This window comes from Pseudoalteromonas neustonica, from assembly GCF_001653135.1.
Taxonomy (GTDB): Bacteria; Pseudomonadota; Gammaproteobacteria; order Enterobacterales; family Alteromonadaceae; genus Pseudoalteromonas; species Pseudoalteromonas neustonica.
The window spans coordinates 189201-208004 of record NZ_BDDS01000002.1 but is presented as its reverse complement, the minus strand read 5'-3'; the positions used below and the strand labels follow the sequence as shown (position 1 = coordinate 208004).

Genomic DNA, 18804 nt, shown 5'->3' with positions numbered 1-18804 from the left:
GCTTTTAATTACTTATAAGCCACTTAATCGTGGCTTTTTTCTTCCTCTTTATTACGCCTGTAATAGCGCTTGGAATAAATTTTAACATGTCGGTGTACGCCTTTACTCAAGCTTTTAAATTGCGCTTCAAGCACATCAACACCATATAAAATGCCCACCACCAGGACTGAGAGCTTAATCGCAGGTGCCAGACTGTGCGTTGCTATCATCACGCCTATTGAGGCCAGAACCCAGATAGTCGCTGCTGATGTTACGCCAACAACAGCCCCGTCTTTTGCTAGCATAACGCCAGCACCTAAAAACCCAATGCCAGTAATTATTTGCCCAACCACCCGTGAATGATCTATTACATCGCCCTGTAAATTAAAGGCAGTCGCTAAAAACAAGTAAGTACCCAAGGTAATTAACGCAGAGGTACGAATACCCACAGGTTTTCCTCTTAGTTGACGCTCGGCACCTATAATTGCGCCGCAAAATGCGGCTGTCCCAATAGCAGACCATGAATAAGGCGCCACATCAACAAGCTCGTATAATGTCACTCGCTTTCCTTATAAATTATTTACCCTTAATTCGGGCTGATAAATTAACTGCAACAGCAGTACGTAATCGACTTGTTCCAAAGGCGGCCATACTCGAAAAATCAGCACGCGATACAGGCACATGCTGGCAATCTAGTGCGCGTTGTTTATCGTTTTCACAAAATGGATCATGAACATATAAGCAGTGATCATCAAGATGAGTGATACACACCCAATGCGGTGATTTTTTACCATCAAAACGATAAGTACTGATCAACACTAAGACACTGAAACCACGTTCTACCCACTGCTCTATATGACTTAAATCTACATCACTGTAGTTAATACTTAACTCATGCTGCGAAATTTGCTCAACAAACTGCTGATGGACAGCACGTAGCACTGTTTTTTTAGTCTCACTGCGTACACCATCAACAAATAAGGCATCCTCAGTGTTAAGCATTATTTCCACATCGTAACCGCGTTTATCGGCAGCTAAAGCTAAGCCTAACGGATGACACCCACCATGTCCTGAGGTCATAAATATAGTGGTTGCTTCTCGCCAAATAGCTAACTCAGCGCCTTGATCAAGCACTTGCTTTTGATTCACACTGCCCATAGCCATTAACAAGGCAGATGGCCCACATGTAAACTCTGTCGTTTGCTGATACCAAGGCGTTAAACGTGCAAACTGTAATTCGTCAGTTTGACGAATGTTTTTTTGCATCCGTAGCGCATCACTATGATCATCGTAATAATCACTGTATTGGCCAAATACTCGATAACCTAGCTTTTCATAAAGGCCAATTGCTTGGGTATTATTTACTGCAACTTCTAAGCGCATATACAGTCGTCCACGCTGTGCTGTTGCCTGCTCAAGTGCCTTTAATAATTGCTTTGCAATGCCTTTACCTTGTGCGTGTGGCGTAACTGCAAGCGAATATAACCGCGCCAGCCGCGTTCCCTTATGACACCACACTAAACCATAACCGAGTAATTGCTGCTGACACTGTGCAACGAGTAAGATGCCGTGTTTAGCCGATATCCAACGCTTTAAACTCCGTGCACTTAACCTATCTTGGTTAAAGCTTTGTTGTTCTATTTCAAGTAACGCGTTTAAATCTAAGTCAGTGGCAGCACGAACTGCCACATCATATTGAGTCATTAACCGCGGCCTCTTGCTTCAAGTCTCTGTTTAAATTCATCCATGATGATCATATAAAGTTCATCCCCTAAATAGGCATCTTCTACTTTATGATCAATACTTGGATTGTCGTTTACTTCAAGCACATAAGCACGGCCTTGATGCTCTTTTACATCTACACCATATAAGCCTTTACCAACCGTTTTACACGCTTTTAAAGCGGCGTCTAATACTGCTTTTGGTAACTCAAAAGTTGGCAGTGTTTCAAACCCACCCGAGAAAAACCGTTTTGCATCATGGTTATAAATTTGCCAATGATTACGCGCCATTAAATAGCGACAGGCATAAATAGCGCGTCCATTTAATACGCCCACTCGCCAATCGTATTCTGTGTACATATACTCTTGTGCAAGCACTAATGCGCTAAATTCAAAAAGTTCCGTTAGCTTAACTTTCAGCTCAGTTTGATCAGCAACTTTATAAACACCTTTCGAAAATGACCCTTCTGGCATTTTCAGTACTAACGGGTAAGTAAATGTCGCTTCTAATTGTGTAATTGTTTCGTCTGTTTGATCAGCCACTACCATGGTTTTTAAACTTGGTACTTTTTGATAGTTAAACGCATCATGTAAATATACCTTATTACAACAACGCAAAATCGAATCTGCATCATCAATCACTACGAGCCCTAAACTTTGCGCTTTACTTGCAAGACGGTAAGTTGGGTGATCAATCGCGGTCGTTTGACGAATAAATAGCGCATCAAACTGTGCAATGTTATCAATCTCTTCAAAGCTTAGCGCTTGTGCATGAATACCATGCTTAGCGGCTGCTTTTATAAAGCGCGCAATGGCGTCTTTATCACTTGGCGGCACTTTTTCGTTGTGATCAACCAAAATTGCCATATCCCAACGGTAGCGTTTCTGCGTATCACTAATACGCCACTGCGTTTGTGTAAATTCGTTTAGCTTGGCGACAAACTCTTGGTGCAGCTCACTATTAAGTGACGCTAAAGAACCTTGTTGTAATAACCCTGCGTGATCAACAAATAAGATCGGTGCTGGGTATTGTTTAAATACCGCTTTTGCCGCTTTACTTTGCAGTTCATTTACAGCATTACCAAAATAGAACGTACCGTCAATTTGGCCTAAATTAAGCATTAAAGCTTGGCCACTTCGTAAGGCATTGATGGTTTTCACACTCGGTAATACTTGATGTTTACGGGCCTCTGCAAGTAATGAACAATAATAGCCTTTGCTCAAGTATTGGCTCGAATCACACAAGTTAATAATGCGTGTTTTTGGCTCATTAAGCTTTGGGTAGTCACGTAAATAGGTATTGAAGGTAATTACGTTTTCAAATGAGTGAGCAAGGGTTTGCTCGTTGTTATCAACCACGATTAAGGTTTTAAACACGACTTTTCCTAAAAATAAGTCAAAATAAAGTAAATGCGTATATACCCAAGCCACCTCTAGAGGCAGACAAAGCGTTGCACAGGGTTGGTTTAGGTATACGCTTAAATAGAAACACCCATACTGCTAAGTGAGGGTTATAAATAACACGCTAACTTAACAGGATGGGTGCTTTAGCCTAAGCTACGAGTGATTTATAAAGGTTTTTTAACTTTCTGACCAACGAGTTATTTTTAGCGTTAGGATAAGTAAAATTAATCAATAAAAAAATGAAGTGTGATGTATGGTTTTTGAGCTGAAAAGCAATGAAAAGATATTTTAAAATGTGTTTTGAGGTGAATTCAGGTAAGCAAAATAAAAAAGCTGTGCGAGCATGAAAATAGTCACAACAGCTTTTAACAATCAGAGTTATTATAGCGCGCTTTCTAGCTCTGGTAGCACATCAAATAAATCAGCAACTAGGCCGTAATCTGCCACTTGGAAAATCGGTGCATCTGGATCTTTATTGATTGCAACAATCACTTTTGAATCTTTCATGCCTGCTAAGTGCTGAATTGCGCCGCTGATACCCACTGCAATATATAAGTTAGGCGCAACAATTTTACCCGTTTGACCTACTTGCATATCATTGGGTACAAAGCCCGCGTCAACCGCAGCACGCGATGCGCCAATAGCAGCACCAAGCTTATCAGCAATACCATGTAGTAATGAGAAGTTCTCACCGTTTTGCATGCCACGCCCACCTGATATAACCACTTGCGCAGCCGTTAACTCTGGACGTTCAGATTCGGTTTGTTCAACACTAACAAAAGAGCTCAATTGACTGCTAAATACCGCGTCAATAGCCGTAATATCGGCAGCTGTTTGCTCGCCTTGTAAATCAAAGCTGCTCGCACGAACCGTAATCACTTTTTTACTATCTAATGATTTAACTGTCGCAATTGCATTACCTGCATAAATTGGGCGTTTAAATGTGTCGCCATCAACTACGTCAATGATTTCTGAAATTTGCGCTACATCTAATAAGGCAGCAACACGTGGCATAAAGTTTTTACCCGTTGTTGTTGCACTCGCTACAAGGTGTGAATACTCCGGTGCAAGTGATAGCACTAGATCAGCGATATTTTCTGCTAATTGATGAGCATATTCACTGTTATCAGCAACTAATACGCCGTTTACACCCGCAATGCTGGCAACCTCTTCACTCATCGGTGCTAAATTTTCACCCGCGATGAGTACATCAACAGCAAAACCAAGCTTTAAGGCCGCATTAATCGTTTTTGACGTTTCAGGCTTTAAAACACCATTGTCATGATCCGCAATAACTAATGTTTTCATTTAAATCACCTTCGCTTGTGTTTTTAATAAATCAACTAACTGAGCAACGTCGTCAACAATGATGCCACCACTTCGCTTTGCTGGTTCATGTACTTCAACAACGCTAATACGCGGTGTTAAATCTACACCTAAGCTATCAGCTGCAATGACATCTAGCGGCTTACGTTTTGCTTTCATAATATTCGGTAATGAAGCATAACGAGGTTCATTAAGGCGTAAATCAGTCGTCACTACAGCGGGTAATTTAAGTGCGACAGTTTGCAAACCACCATCGACCTCACGGGTTACATTTACTGTGCCATTGGCTACATCTACATTAGATGCAAAAGTACCCTGCCCGCGCCCTGTTAACGCAGCAAGCATTTGTCCTGTTTGATTGTTATCTGAATCAATAGACTGTTTACCTAAAATAACCAGCTCTGGTGCTTCTTGCTCAACAATTTTAGCTAATAATTTAGCCACATGCAGAGATTCTAATTTTTCATCCGTTTCAATATGAATCGCTTTATCAGCTCCTAAAGCAAGCGCTGTACGTAATTGCTCTTGCGATGCTTTAGCACCAATTGTAACTGCAACAACCTCGGTTGCTATACCCGCTTCTTTTAAACGAATTGCTTCTTCAATTGCTATTTCACAAAATGGGTTCATCGCCATTTTTACATTAGTAAGATCAACGTCGCTATTATCTGCTTTGACACGTGCTTTCACGTTGTAGTCAATCACTCTTTTTATTGGTACGAGAACTTTCATAGGAACTCCATTTTAATTTAAACCTACAAGGTAACGTGTACGTCAACCTATTTATTTTATGAATTCAGACTACTTCCTGTTGACGTAAACGTCAACCTAAAATAACCTTAAACTATTCCTAACCTGTAACGTTTCATTTGCAAGTATGAAATTGCCATCGTAAAGGCACAGGTCCGTCACACAAAAGAGGTTAATATGGTCGAACGCGAAACCATGGAATTTGATGTCGTTATTGTCGGCGCTGGGCCTGCTGGCTTAGCTACCGCAATCCGATTAGCGCAACAAGCACAAGAAAAACAACAAGAGTGTACGATTTGCGTAGTTGAAAAAGGCTCAGAAGTGGGTGCCCATATTTTATCTGGTGCAATATTTGAGACCACTGCATTAGATGAGTTGCTGCCTAATTGGCAAGACCTTGACGCTCCCGTTACAACTAAAGTAACCAATGATGAGATTTATTGGTTTAATAATGACAATAAAGCAACTGCCATCCCTCATTTTGCGACCCCAAAAAGTTTTCATAACACGGGTAACTATATTGTCTCTATGGGCAATGTGTGTCGTTGGCTCGCTGAACAAGCTGAGAACTTAGGAGTGGAGGTTTTTCCAGGGTTTAGCGCTCATTCATTAATAATAGAAGACGATACTGTAAAAGGTATTGTTACTGGCGATATGGGACTTGATAAAGACGGCAACGAAAAAGATGGTTTTATGCCGGGTATGGAGCTTCGTGCAAAGTACACTGTATTTGCCGAGGGCTGCCGTGGCCATTTAGGTAAACAATTAATCAATCAATTTGCCCTTGATGCCGATGCATCACCACAACATTATGGTTTGGGCTTTAAAGAAATTTGGCAAATAGATCCTGCCAAACACAAGCAAGGTAACGTTGTTCACGGAACTGGTTGGCCGCTCGCTGGGGATACGAATGGCGGTGCATTTATGTACCACAGTGAAAACAACCAAGTTGTAGTGGGGCTGATTGTTGATTTAAATTATTCAAATCCACATTTAAGCCCGTTTGATGAATTTCAACGTATGAAACATCATCCTGTTTTTAAAGATATTCTCCAAGGTGGTGAGCGAATTTCTTATGGTGCTCGCGCAATTGCTAAGGGTGGCCTGCATTCTTTACCTAAAATGCATTTCCCTGGTGGTTTACTTGTTGGCTGTGATGCTGGCACCTTAAACTTTGCAAAAATCAAAGGTAATCATACTGCAATGAAATCAGGCATGATTGCAGCTGAGGTTATTTTTAAAGCCTTGTGTAACGCACAGGCGCACTCTGATCTTACTGAGTATGCACAAGCCTTTAAGCAAAGCTGGGCCTATAAAGAGTTGTACCAATCTCGCAACTTTGGTCCTGCAATGCATAAACTCGGTAAGTTTATAGGAGGAGCTTATAACACCCTTGATCAAAATATGTTTGGTGGCGGCTTACCGTTTACTTTTAAAGATAACACACCAGATCACTGCACATTAGTTGATAAAAACCAAGCAGATAAAATTGACTACCCAAAACCTGATGCTGTACTTAGCTTTGATAAGTTGTCATCTGTGTTTTTATCAAACACTAACCATGAAGAATCTCAGCCGTGTCATTTACAACTAAAAAACAGCGCCATCCCTATTGACGTAAACCTTGTAAAATTTGACGAACCAGCACAGCGCTATTGTCCTGCGGGGGTTTATGAAGTACAACAGGTTAACGGTAAAGATGAGTTTGTGATCAATTCACAAAATTGTGTGCATTGTAAAACCTGCGATATTAAAGATCCAAGCCAAAATATTACATGGGTAACCCCTGAAGGTGCTGGTGGGCCAAACTACCCCAATATGTAAATTATTTTAAATTTTGAACTAATCCTAAATTGCAGGGGGCTTCGGCCCCTTTTTTGCGCTATGCTCAATAATAACCGTCTAATAGTAAAGAGTAATATGTATGCCGTCGTCAAATGTAGTGTTTCGTTTTTTAGCTGAGCCCACCGATGTTAACTTTGGAGGAAAAGTCCACGGTGGTGTTGTCATGAAATGGATTGACCAAGCTGGGTATGCATGTGCCGCTGGTTGGAGTGGCCACTACTGCGTTACGGTGTCAGTGGCTGGTGTTAAATTTCGCCGCCCTATTCTTGTTGGTCAAATAGTTGAGGTAGAAGCTAAAATCGCTCATACGGGTAAAACAAGCATGCAAATCTTTATACAAGTGCGATGTGGTGATCCCAAAACACAAAATATGGTTGAAACAAATCACTGTGTTATTAGTTTCGTAGCCATGGATGAAACTGGCTATCCTGTTAATGTGCCAGAATACGTGGCAGTGAGTAGCGAAGAGAAACAACTTGAAAACTACGCAATAAAAATGAAAGAAATCGCCATTGAAACTGAGACCTTACTACACAAATGTGAGCCAGAATAATCACTAAGTAAAGTTTACATATCGCCATGAAAAGCTTTCCATGGCGAAACTGAACACATGAATAAAAACACACCAACCTGCTGATAGATTAGACAAAAACACCATTTTTAGCTTTTAATTTAGCCAACTTCAAGCTGGCATAATCAATGCAGTTATAAAAGAGACAAGTAACCACGGGTTATTTATTTTTATTTTATAAAGGAGCTATTTAATGATTAAAACACTTTCTCTTTCAGCACTTGCTTTAGCAACTCTTGGCTTTAACTCTGCAGCGCAGGCTGATGTTAACGAGATGGACTCACCACGTATTTATACTGGTATCGGCTACGGTCAATATTCTTTTCAATTTGAAGATTCAGAAAACGACATTGATTTTGACGATGACTCACAAATGCTCAAAGGCTACATTGGTACCCAATTTAATAAATATTTAAGTCTCGAACTTGCTTATCAAAATTTTGATGAAGTAAGTGACATAGACAGCTATGCCGAAGTAGATGGTATATCTCTCGCCGGACGCTTAGCAGCGCCAATTACTGAGAGCTTTTCAGTTTATGCTAAAGGCGGTTGGTTAGAGTGGGACGCAGAAGTAACCAGCGATATCCCTGCCCTTGGCGAAATTTCTGCTGAGCAAAGTGGAGGTGATGTATTTTACGGTGCGGGTTTAGAGTACGCATTTACAAGCAACGTGCAAGTTCGCTTAGAGTATGAACGCTATAAATTAGAAGACGATATTGATACTGATATGGATGTCGCGTCTGTTTCAGTGCAATACATGTTCTAACATTTTTTTATAAACTCCCCTTGTTTAAGGCAGCTTCAGGCTGCCTTTTTTAGTATGAACAGGTAGAATGGCGTATCTTCAACAGTCATTGAGTTTCATGAACGATTTTCAACTAACGGCCATTGGCCATATACAATCTCCCTATAAACAGAAGTTTGCTATTCCTCGCCAACCTCGTTTAGTGCCACAAGCCAAAGCAAAGCTTGTGTTTGCTGCTGATTTTAACCGCGAGGAGTTTGTTCGTGGCTTAGATGAGTTTAGCCATATTTGGTTACTCTTTCGTTTTCATGAAACCGCTGATAAAGGTTACTCTGCGATGGTTAGACCGCCACGCTTAGGAGGCAATGAGCGTAAAGGTGTGTTTGCAACACGTGCGACCTTTAGACCCAATGCCATTGGTATGAGCGCAGTAAAGCTCGAAGGCATTGAATATAAAAATGGTCAATTATGCTTATTGTTAGCGGGCATTGATTTACTTGATGGCACACCAATTTTAGATATAAAACCTTATTTACCCTATTCTGATGCTATGGTCGATGCAACCGCAGGCTTTGCTGATACTCGCCCAGAAACGCAAATGACCGTTGAATTTAGCTCATCAGTACTCGAGTTTATCAAACAGCAGACCGACTACCCTGATTTACACGACTTTATCAATAATGTCCTTAAGCAAGACCCTCGCCCTGCTTACAAAAAACAAAAAGAGGGTGAACAAAGTTATGGGATGACCTTGTATGATTTTAATATCCGTTGGCAGGTTAACGGCGAACATAACTACGTCACTAGCATAGAAAAAAACTAGAAAAACACACTTAGCGCTTTAGTGTAAAAGCAACCACTGCTAAACTGAGTGCCTTATTGAAATAATAATTTTATAACTATCGGAATAAACATGCGTACCAGTCAATATATTCTCGCAACACTTAAAGAAACGCCTTCAGATGCTGAAATTGTATCGCATCAATTAATGTTAAGAGCGGGTATGATCCGTCGCGTCGCGTCGGGCCTATATACTTGGTTACCCTCTGGTTTACGCGTGTTACGTAAAGTAGAAAACATCGTGCGCGAAGAAATGGATAAAGCAGGCGCTATCGAAATGCTAATGCCTGTAATTCAGCCTGCTGATTTATGGGAAGAATCGGGTCGTTGGGATCAGTTTGGCCCAGAGTTAGTCCGCTTTACAGATCGCCATAATCGAACGTTTGCATTAGGCCCAACTCACGAAGAAGTGATCACTGATTTTGTTCGTAAAGAGATCAACTCTTACAAGCAACTACCTATCACTTTGTATCAAGTACAAACAAAAGTACGTGATGAACGTCGCCCTCGCTTTGGTGTAATGCGCGCACGTGAATTCACCATGAAAGACGCATACTCGTTCCACTTAAGTGATGAATGTTTAGATGCAACTTACCAAGCGATGCACAAAGCATACTGTAATATTTTTGAACGCTTAAACCTAGATTACCGCCCAGTTATTGCTGACACGGGGTCGATTGGTGGTAGTGTATCGCATGAGTTTCATGTATTGGCTGAGTCTGGTGAAGATGCGATTGCATTTAGTGATGCCAGTGACTACGCTGCGAACATTGAAAAAGCAGAAGCACTCGCACCAAGTGAAGCTCGCCCTGCACCGAGCAAAGAATTAAAAGCATTCCCTACGCCAGATGCAAAAACTATTGATGAGCTTAAAAAGCATTACGGTGTAAAACCACATCGTGGTGTTAAAACGCTGATTGTATATGGCGCACCAAATGAAGAAGGCCAACGAGGCTTGGTTGCTTTAGTTGTGCGAGGTGATCATGATCTTAATGAACTTAAAGCAGAGAAACACCCATTAGTCGATGCGCCTCTCGAGATGGCAAAAGAAGCTGATATTATTGCCGCTGTAGGTGCAAAACCTGGTTCTTTAGGACCTGTAGGTTTATCTATGCCAATTATTATTGACCGCACAGCCAATGTGATGGCTGACTTTGTTGCAGGCGCTAATAAAGACGACGAGCATTACAGTGGCATAAACTGGGATCGCGATGTAACAGATTACCTAGTTGCTGACTTACGTAACATTGTTGAAGGTGACGCCAGCCCTTGTGGTCAAGGTAACTTACAAATCAAGCGCGGCATTGAAGTTGGTCATATCTTCCAACTTGGGACTAAGTACTCAGAAGCAATGAAAGCCGGTGTATTAAGCGAAACAGGTAAAAACCAAATAATGACCATGGGTTGTTACGGTATTGGCGTGTCTCGTATCGTCGCTGCTGCTATTGAGCAAAATAATGACCAATACGGTATTATTTGGCCTCAGCCTATTGCGCCATTTGACATTGCTATTGTGCCAATGAATATGCACAAATCTCATCGTATTCCTGATATTGCTAATAATCTTTATGAAGGGTTAAAAGCAGCAGGGTTAGAAGTGTTATTTGATGATCGTAAAGAACGCCCTGGTGTGATGTTCAACGATATGGAATTATTGGGTGTGCCTTTCACATTGGTTATTGGCGAACGTAACCTTGATGAAAACAAAGTAGAACTTAAAAATCGCCGTACTGGCGAAAAGCTAATGATTGATATTGATACCGCTGTAGAAGCAATTAAAACTGCGATGAACGTTTAATTTAACGTCAATCTAGTTGAATATAAAAGCCGCTTTATGCGGCTTTTTTGTTCCCTGCTTTTTATCATCACACTACTTTTTTCATTGTAAGCATGTGCTCTGTTATGCTGAGCTCGATACTAAGTGTCATAGATGTTTCGTTAAACTGTCGTGTTAACGTCATCAAAGTTACCTAACGTAGTTATTATTACACTATCAATAACGACTATGACTAATAACAACACAAGTGATAAACAATACTTTCCCGCAGTATGGATCTCAGATGTACACCTGGGCTATAAAGATTGCAGAGCTGATTACCTACTCGATTTTTTAAACAGCATTGAATGCGATACCCTCTATTTAGTAGGCGACATAATTGATCTTTGGTCTATGAAGCGCAACTTTTATTGGCACTCAAGCCATTACCAAGTTTTAACATGCATTCAAGAAAAAGCATCTCAAGGCACGCGTGTTATCTATATTCCCGGCAATCATGATGAAACATTCAGGCAATATATAAACAACAGCTTATTCGGTATTGAAGTACACCAGCAATATATTCATACCACAAAAGCTAATAAGCGCTTTTTGCTTGTCCATGGTGATGATTTTGACTCTGCCACTCGCTACAACAAGCTAATAAGTATTGCAGGTGATGCGGGTTATGATTTTTTACTTTTTTTAAATCGCTGGACGAACCGTATTCGCCGGCTGTTTGGTCAGAACTACTGGTCACTTGCAGCGTGGATAAAAGCCCGCGTTCATAAAGCACGAGAAGCAATAGAAGCTTTTGAAAATGCAGCTATTCATGAAGCGAAAAAACAAGGTGTTGATGGAATTATTTGTGGTCATATCCATCACCCTGAAATTAAAGTAGTTGATGGGATTGTGTATTGCAACGATGGCGATTGGATAGAAAGCTGCACAGCACTGGTAGAGCAAGCATGTGGAAGGATTGAACTGCTACATTGGAGTGATACCAAAAAAGTGCTTAACTCAGCAGATGAATCATCACACAGCCGAGTTAAAAATAAGGAGCAAAAATCGGCTGCTTAATTAAGCAGCCACATCGCTAACTTGTTTTTCAAGGTTTTTGGTTTAATAGGCTTAGTAATGTAATCATTCATACCCGCTGAAATACACCGTTCCCTATCCCCTGCCATTGCACTGGCTGTCATAGCAATAATCGGGATATGGCGATAGACAATGCCGGCTTTATTATTTCGGATCTCACTTGTCGTATCATAACCATTAAGATTAGGCATTTGACAATCCATTAAAATAACATCAAATGGCTGTTGTTGGTGCGCTTGTAATGCTTCGAGTGCTTCCACACCATCGCTTGCACACGTAATACTGACCTGGGTTCGTTTTAAAATGGCTTTAGCAACTTCGATATTGATCATATTATCATCCACCAGCAAGACTTTGTATCGAGAGAGATCAACATGAACCTCGCCTTCTGAATCAGCTTTCTGGGAAGGAAGTAAAAAGCTATTACTTGCACCAAATATACTTGCCAGCTTATAGCTAAACTGATCTTGTGTTAGCGGCTTATTAAGCATGTGGCAGTTTTCAGGAAAGCTCGCTTTATCAGCCTTACTTAATAATAAATCACGCAAAATTAACATATACTTTTTATTTTGCTGTTCGCATAAAGCGATTAATTTATCGAGCAGTGGGTGCTCGTTATCAATCACCATGAGGTCGACATTGAACGTATCGTACTCTTCTAGATAATCAAAACGTTGTATGTTATTTAAATCAACTTTACAGTTTTTGACAAGTAAATTGGTAATATTTTGAAACACACTCTCTTTTGCAATTAACACGCCTACTTGAATATCTGCGGCTAATTCAATAGGGGTATTTAATTTTTTCTCGGGTGCAACATGAAGATCTACATAGGCAGTAAAGCAGCTGCCTTTGCCTTTTTTACTGGTTACACTTATATCTCCGCCCATTAGTTGCGCTAGTTTTTTACAAATCGATAAACCAAGCCCTGTACCACCAAAGTGTCGAGTAGTACTTGTATCTTCTTGAGTAAATACATCAAATAATTTATCTATATTTTCTTGCGCAATACCTATGCCAGTATCCTGAATAGAAAAACTCATACGTAGTTTATCTTCAGTTAGGTATTTACAATCAAGTGTTAAACTTACTTCGCCTTGGTGGGTAAATTTAAAAGCATTATTTAATAAATTGATCAAAATTTGTTTTAAACGATGGCTATCCCCAACAAGCATTCGATCCATGACTTTATCGGTATTTAATAACACTTCGAGCCCTTTTCTCTGGCCCTGTATCGCCATTGAAGTGATCATATCACTGCAAACAGTAATCACATCAAAGCTATGATTATCAATATCAAGCTTACCCGCTTCAATCTTAGAAAAATCAAGAATGTCGTTTATAAGTGTCATTAATGAATTAGCACTACTATTTGCAAAGCTTAAATACTGTAGCTGCACGTCACTTAATGGGTCTTCTTTAAGCATTTCTAGCATCCCCAACACACCATTCATTGGCGTGCGGATCTCATGGGAAATATTCGCCACAAAATCACTTTTAGCTTGGCTGGCTGCAAGCGCTTCTTCTATCGCACTTTCAAGCTCCACTGTACGCTGTGATACTTTTAACTCTAGTGTCTCGTTTAATAATTCAAGCTCGCTCTGAGTTTGCTTCAAAGAATTAATATTTCTCAAAATCGCCGCTATTTGATTTCGCTGAGTGAACACATCAAAAACACAGGTTAAAGTAACAGAATAAAAGTGCCGGATGTTATCAGTATCTATATATACAGCTTCAAATGGTGGTTTTGCTCCTTCGTTGATAGTTTCACTTAAACTGTGCTTATCTTTATTTTTTAATTCAAATAACTGCGTAAAATTCGTTTCATTTAATAGTAAATCAAAGCTTTGCAACGCTGTTTTATTTGCATTACTGATCACACCATTTTCTTCTACAGTGACGATTGAATCTAGTGAGTTCTCAATGATTTTATTATTCTGTTCTTTCAATGAGTGAATTTCTAACTTACGGTTAATGTAACGTTGATAAAACAAGACCATAAACAATAATACTGAAAACAGTGAAAAAACCACTAAAATGAAACTCTCACGCCTATTTGCAATTTCTTTTAGTAATACCGAAGTGTCAATTGACACTACAAGCTCTAAAGGCAACATGCTAATATCGTTACTATCAAATGCAATGCGTTGCTTGAGGTAATACTGATTTGGTAAACCACTCATAGCCAAAGTATCTTGCATACTGATATCTTGGCTTTCATTGAAAACAGTTGACCATGTTATATCTTGACCAAATTCAAACCCAAATGTCAGATCTGACTGCGGGTGCGATAAAAACTGATTTTGATTGTTTAAAAGATAGATATCTACCCCATCAGGAAGACTAAAAATCAAACTATCAAAGAGTTCTTCTGCAAAGTAATTTGTAACAAGTACTGCAAAAACAAACCCTTCCTTATTAAACACAGGTTTAGCTACCCTATAAGTACTTACATAGGGAACTTGGATCTCTCCGTTTTCTCGGTTGTAGTCAATGGGTGATATATAAACAGAGTTTTGATCTAACATACTGGCTTTAAGCATATAATCTCGCTGGCCCTTATGCTGTAATTGCTCACCTTCTATACGTCTTATAACACCATCTAAATCTCTGTCTACTCTTACAACCTCTTGGCCATCATTGGCTAAAGTTATGTACCTTGCCTGTAATAAATACTCGTCTGTATTCATAAAACCACTGAAAATCCCAGCCAGACGTGTCTGCCATACTTCAATGGGTGTATTTAGAAGCGGATCTATAAAATTATTATCTGTTGCTCTACTAATACCTGAAATGGGCGGTGTGGCATTTAAAAAACGAATAGACGTAACACTACTTTTTAACTGTCTTTTTAAAGATAAGCTTTTTGTACTCAATTCTTGATTGAGGTTAGTTTGAGCTGTGCGGTAAACATCTTGTCTAACTTTAAGCTCGAATATATATAAAGCAGAGATCGCGATAATGCTAAAGACGAGCAGCGCTAATAAAGATATTTTATTGCTGCGAAAAAGATGACTAATTGAAGATTGGAAGTGCATTAATATTGCCATATAGCTTTTCAAATACAGGTTATAGTATAGAGCAAGTAGAATATGAATTTGTTAAATTTTTTAAAATTTGTACTATTTAAGAGAATAAAGAGTAAATTACTTAATATCATACCAACATCAAAATCCCACGTTCCTAAATAAACGTTTTTATGATCCGACATGTAGCTTGTTTCGATTTGACTCTGAATTTTACAGTCTCTAAAAATTGTGGTTCACAAAAACCGATAAGTGAACCGAGATCACTACAGCCGCACTACCATTGGCAATTTATTATTTGAAGCGCTGTGATAAGCTTTCTAAAAATTGGATTGCAGAATGAGTCATATCTGCCTGAATAATCCCTGCTTTGATTTGCAGTTCACTCTCATCAATAAATTTAGAATCAACAGACTTTAGGTTTATATCATAGTCATATGTTTTTATTTGGACAGGAAGAACAGCATGTTGATAACTCACTCTGCGAATAACTTCAGAAAGTGGCTGCTCTAGAATAGCAACAAAGGCTTGGCCAAATTTGCGATCTTCTTTGGCTCTTGAAAGTAACCAGTCATATTGTTTTTGACTCATATACTTATTAGGCAGCTCAAGGTACTGAATTTCATGATCAACATCACCTTCAAACTTTCCAACTAATTTATTGTTTCCTACTTTTTCATAACGTATAAATTCACTTTCATCATTGATAGGATCAATACTCATTTCAAATATCTGTTCTGCCGATATATTAGTGATTTGTGCAGCCATTTCTTTGCGTGCATCTTCTGCTCTTTGGTTAGTAACATTGTAGTCAAGTAAGTAAGCTCGCTGGGTTTTATGCTCAATAACATATTGACCTTTCCACTTTACAGTCATCTCAGTAAGCTTTTCATCTTTTAGCTGGTAATCGGTGCGTAAGTAGGTGTCGTTAACCTTGATTGTAATATCAGCAAAATGCTCGCCGCCCTTAATCACTTCGTATTTTATTGTTAAGTTATTGCTATTAGCTATCGTTTGACTGCTTATCAACAAGAAGAAAAAAATAGCGACTAGTTTAATATTTTTTTGCACCTTAACGTATATCCTTATTTATTAATTGCTTATTTTATATTCTAATTTTAATTGAAACACACTAAAATTAATTTTTCAGTAAATTATCCATATACCACTTGCCATCTTTTAAGCCAAAACGGCATTTGTTATAAACTTTGCGCTGATCTTTAAACCTTTTATCATTGGCATCAAATTTATAATATATAAATGCTTGCTCTGTATATCCCCACTTTTTATACGTTTCTTTAACAACGCTATACTCAGTATTTTCAGAGTAGTTAACAAGCTTTGATTCAACAAGACGAAAGTTTTTATGCCATCGTACTCTTTTGCGTAGTATTTTTTATGTGCCCTATCAACATGTTTGGTGATCGCTTTATCTGCATTGGGATATGATCAACAGGTGTAAAAAGTTGCTTACTTAAATAACTGTTCATCTTTATTTTTTACTATTTCTACTGCTTTAAGGCAGTTTTCTTTTGGGATTGTTAAATCAATCTCTGCGTGGCATGTAAAGCTTGCTAATAGCGACAGTGGCAATAAGTATTTATTAATTATCCTTAAAATATTACGAATTAAAAGAGCTTATAAGGTTTGGTAAATTACTCGCATTGATAATTACTATCACGATAAATAAGCCGACCATCAAGCCAATGTGCCGCTTAAATGGGTAAACCATTTCGCTTGTTCTATCTAATGAAACTGGGTATTGGTATTTTAGTAACGAATATACGAGGACCTCACTATCAACACTCCAGTGAGAAAGTGCTATGCTCTGCCCTTTTGTGGTATTAAAAACAAGCGATATTAAGTGTGACCTTTTTGTAGTTCTGCCAATAGAGTCATCAATTGTGTCGTAATTGTAATTCCATTTAGCCTCGATGCTGATAATATCCTGTTTAGTTAATGTGCGCGGTTTTTTGTCGGTAAATAGTAACGCCGGCAGATAAAGCTCATCGCTATTTATTTTAATATCAATAAAAGGAGATGTTTTTACTAAATAATAGTTATGGCAAATAAATGCTCGTGCAAGCCAATAACTAAAATACGTTATCACCAAAAAAGCCATTGCAGGCTTCCAGTTTTGTGACGAAAAGGCAATAAATACGGTAAGCAAAGTAAAGCAAGCTACGGTGAGATAGACCGATTTTTTCTTACTATCAGGAAGTGGCAGCGCACACCTTAGAATAGAAATATTATTTTTAGCTTCAGCATTACCTAAAATAGTATTTTGCGGGAATATTTTTGAAAATTTGCTCACCGTTGCTGAGTTTGTTTTTTCAGCCTCAGCCTCTTCACGTTTATCTGTATAAACGCGCTCAACAGTTGACAGTTTACTCACTACTAACTGCGCTTGCTTGGCTTGTTTAAAACACCTAAACGTGTAAGTGCTCAATTTGCCTTCTGCTGAAGTGTAATTAATATCAATCACGCTAATGGCTTTATTATCTTGGCATGAAATTGTTTTAATCTTGCTAGTATCAATGGTGTGATGACTATACGTGAAGATTTTTTTCTTAAAAAAATAAGCCCCCAACTTTACATCTATTTGATTATTGTGCTCATCAAATTTTAATCGATGTTGAAACATCAAAAGTGCAATAATTAATAAAACATCAAGCCCATCACCTGTATCAACAATCAAGCCTTGACTTAAAACACCTAGTACAAGCCCTGCTACAGTTAGCCAAATTAGCAACCATTTAATCGTTTCTAATAGTGATTTTAATATAATTGAATTAGCCAAAATTCCCTCTTTAAATAAAAAGAGCATGCTTAGGTACATACTCTCATAACATATAAATACTTAAGGTATTCGAAAAGCCAATTAGCTAGACGCAATAATAATTATCCAACCGTCTTCTTTGGTATATTTAAAGCCACAACCATCCGACACTAAGTTCTTTTCACCATATTTAGCCTCAATTTTAACTTGAGCAAAAAGAGGTTTTGTCTCTGTTGATAGTTTTTGAGATAAAACCTCGAATTCAGGGCTTGTTACATACTTTTGAAATTTTTCTGCCTTTTTACTCAAGTATGCGATAGCGCGTTTTTTTTCGTCCTCAGTATCTTTGAAATGCTTTGGTACAAAAGACATCAAGGTATCAATGTCTTTATCAGCTTTTGCTTTTCTAAACTCTTCGCATTTTTTAATAAATAATGGATCTTGATTATCCTTAGCAGGAAAATTCACATTTGATTCATCTGCAAAAGCTGATGTGCTTAAAAACATAATGCTAGAAAAGGCTATTAATTGTGATTTCATTTTAAATCCTTTGTGAACGGAACTAATAAGGGGGACGTTGTGTAAACATTAAGCTTTTCCTCATCTACACTGATTGCTGTGGCATCCATAGTAAAATTAAAACCACCATCAGCCTCTTCCCAGGTAAAGCTACTAACGTCAGGTGCTTGAGCAAATAACTTTCGTTCATTATTAAAACAAGAAACTCCCTGTAGCATTTTTTGTTGATCTTCTACATTCCAAAAGTCATTATCTGGTTTAGAAAGGTATAGATAGCAACCACGCTCTAGACCTTCAACACTCACTTTATAATTCAACAGTCCAATATCGGGCTTTAGTTCGACAGAACCTTCAATAACACCATTAACTGAGTGTGAGTCTACACACCCTTGCAAAGCTAATGAGCTGAGCAATACACATATTGTTTTTTTTAACATAGCGTTCC

The 18804-nt window shown here is 38.7% G+C and carries 16 protein-coding genes; 6 read left to right on the top strand and 10 right to left on the bottom strand.

Annotation, left to right across the window (positions count from 1 at the left end; translation table 11 throughout):
• Positions 1–23: 23 nt before the first annotated feature.
• The 5 genes from A7967_RS04180 to A7967_RS04160 all read right to left on the bottom strand — a co-directional run bounded on the left by A7967_RS04180 (position 24) and on the right by A7967_RS04160 (position 5162).
• Positions 24–539, bottom strand: a complete 516-nt coding sequence (locus A7967_RS04180; protein ID WP_054204631.1) for an MgtC/SapB family protein — start codon at positions 537–539, stop codon at positions 24–26.
• 16 nt (positions 540–555) lie between these two features.
• On the bottom strand, positions 556–1683 hold the full coding sequence (locus A7967_RS04175) for a GNAT family N-acetyltransferase/peptidase C39 family protein (protein ID WP_054204632.1): 1128 nt from the start codon (positions 1681–1683) through the stop codon (positions 556–558).
• Positions 1683–3077 (bottom strand): RimK family ATP-grasp domain-containing protein, encoded by a 1395-nt coding sequence (locus A7967_RS04170; RefSeq protein ID WP_054204633.1) that lies wholly within the window; start codon positions 3075–3077, stop codon positions 1683–1685. Before A7967_RS04170 ends, A7967_RS04175 begins: the two co-directional genes overlap by 1 nt.
• A 408-nt stretch (positions 3078–3485) precedes the next feature.
• Positions 3486–4412 (bottom strand): electron transfer flavoprotein subunit alpha/FixB family protein, encoded by a 927-nt coding sequence (locus tag A7967_RS04165; protein WP_054204634.1) that lies wholly within the window; start codon positions 4410–4412, stop codon positions 3486–3488.
• A complete protein-coding gene (locus tag A7967_RS04160; RefSeq protein ID WP_054204635.1) occupies positions 4413–5162 on the bottom strand; it encodes an electron transfer flavoprotein subunit beta/FixA family protein in 750 nt (249 codons plus the stop codon).
• Positions 5163–5357: 195 nt separating this feature from the next.
• Between A7967_RS04160 and A7967_RS04155 the strand changes: the two genes are divergently transcribed.
• The 6 genes from A7967_RS04155 (at position 5358) to A7967_RS04130 (ending at position 12017) form a co-directional block, all read left to right on the top strand.
• Entirely contained in the window at positions 5358–7004 is a 1647-nt protein-coding gene (locus tag A7967_RS04155; RefSeq protein ID WP_064435401.1) for an electron transfer flavoprotein-ubiquinone oxidoreductase, read from the top strand.
• Between the two features lie 100 nt (positions 7005–7104).
• Positions 7105–7578, top strand: a complete 474-nt coding sequence (locus A7967_RS04150) for an acyl-CoA thioesterase (RefSeq protein WP_054204637.1) — start codon at positions 7105–7107, stop codon at positions 7576–7578.
• A gap of 211 nt (positions 7579–7789) precedes the next feature.
• A complete protein-coding gene (locus A7967_RS04145; protein ID WP_054204638.1) occupies positions 7790–8362 on the top strand; it encodes an outer membrane beta-barrel protein in 573 nt (190 codons plus the stop codon).
• A 97-nt stretch (positions 8363–8459) separates the two neighbouring features.
• The gene (gene tsaA / locus A7967_RS04140) at positions 8460–9164 is read left to right on the top strand and encodes a tRNA (N6-threonylcarbamoyladenosine(37)-N6)-methyltransferase TrmO (RefSeq protein WP_054204639.1); all 705 of its coding nucleotides are present in this window, start codon (positions 8460–8462) and stop codon (positions 9162–9164) included.
• 90 nt (positions 9165–9254) lie between these two features.
• Positions 9255–10979: a proline--tRNA ligase gene (locus A7967_RS04135; RefSeq protein WP_054204640.1), complete on the top strand. Its 1725-nt coding sequence runs from the start codon at positions 9255–9257 to the stop codon at positions 10977–10979.
• A 207-nt stretch (positions 10980–11186) separates the two neighbouring features.
• A complete protein-coding gene (locus A7967_RS04130; RefSeq protein ID WP_054204641.1) occupies positions 11187–12017 on the top strand; it encodes a UDP-2,3-diacylglucosamine diphosphatase in 831 nt (276 codons plus the stop codon).
• Here the strand turns inward: A7967_RS04130 and A7967_RS04125 are convergent.
• The 5 genes from A7967_RS04125 to A7967_RS04105 form a co-directional block, all read right to left on the bottom strand.
• The gene (locus A7967_RS04125) at positions 12014–15073 is read right to left on the bottom strand and encodes an ATP-binding protein (protein ID WP_054204642.1); all 3060 of its coding nucleotides are present in this window, start codon (positions 15071–15073) and stop codon (positions 12014–12016) included. The genes A7967_RS04130 and A7967_RS04125 overlap by 4 nt on opposite strands.
• Positions 15074–15355: 282 nt before the next feature.
• Entirely contained in the window at positions 15356–16132 is a 777-nt protein-coding gene (locus tag A7967_RS04120; RefSeq protein ID WP_054204643.1) for a hypothetical protein, read from the bottom strand.
• Positions 16133–16682: 550 nt separating this feature from the next.
• A complete protein-coding gene (locus A7967_RS04115; protein WP_157756401.1) occupies positions 16683–17861 on the bottom strand; it encodes a hypothetical protein in 1179 nt (392 codons plus the stop codon).
• Positions 17862–17942: 81 nt separating this feature from the next.
• The gene (locus tag A7967_RS04110) at positions 17943–18380 is read right to left on the bottom strand and encodes a hypothetical protein (RefSeq protein ID WP_064435399.1); all 438 of its coding nucleotides are present in this window, start codon (positions 18378–18380) and stop codon (positions 17943–17945) included.
• The gene (locus A7967_RS04105; protein ID WP_064435398.1) at positions 18377–18796 is read right to left on the bottom strand and encodes a hypothetical protein; all 420 of its coding nucleotides are present in this window, start codon (positions 18794–18796) and stop codon (positions 18377–18379) included. The genes A7967_RS04110 and A7967_RS04105 overlap by 4 nt, the downstream gene beginning before the upstream one ends.
• Between the last annotated feature and the right edge of the window lie 8 nt (positions 18797–18804).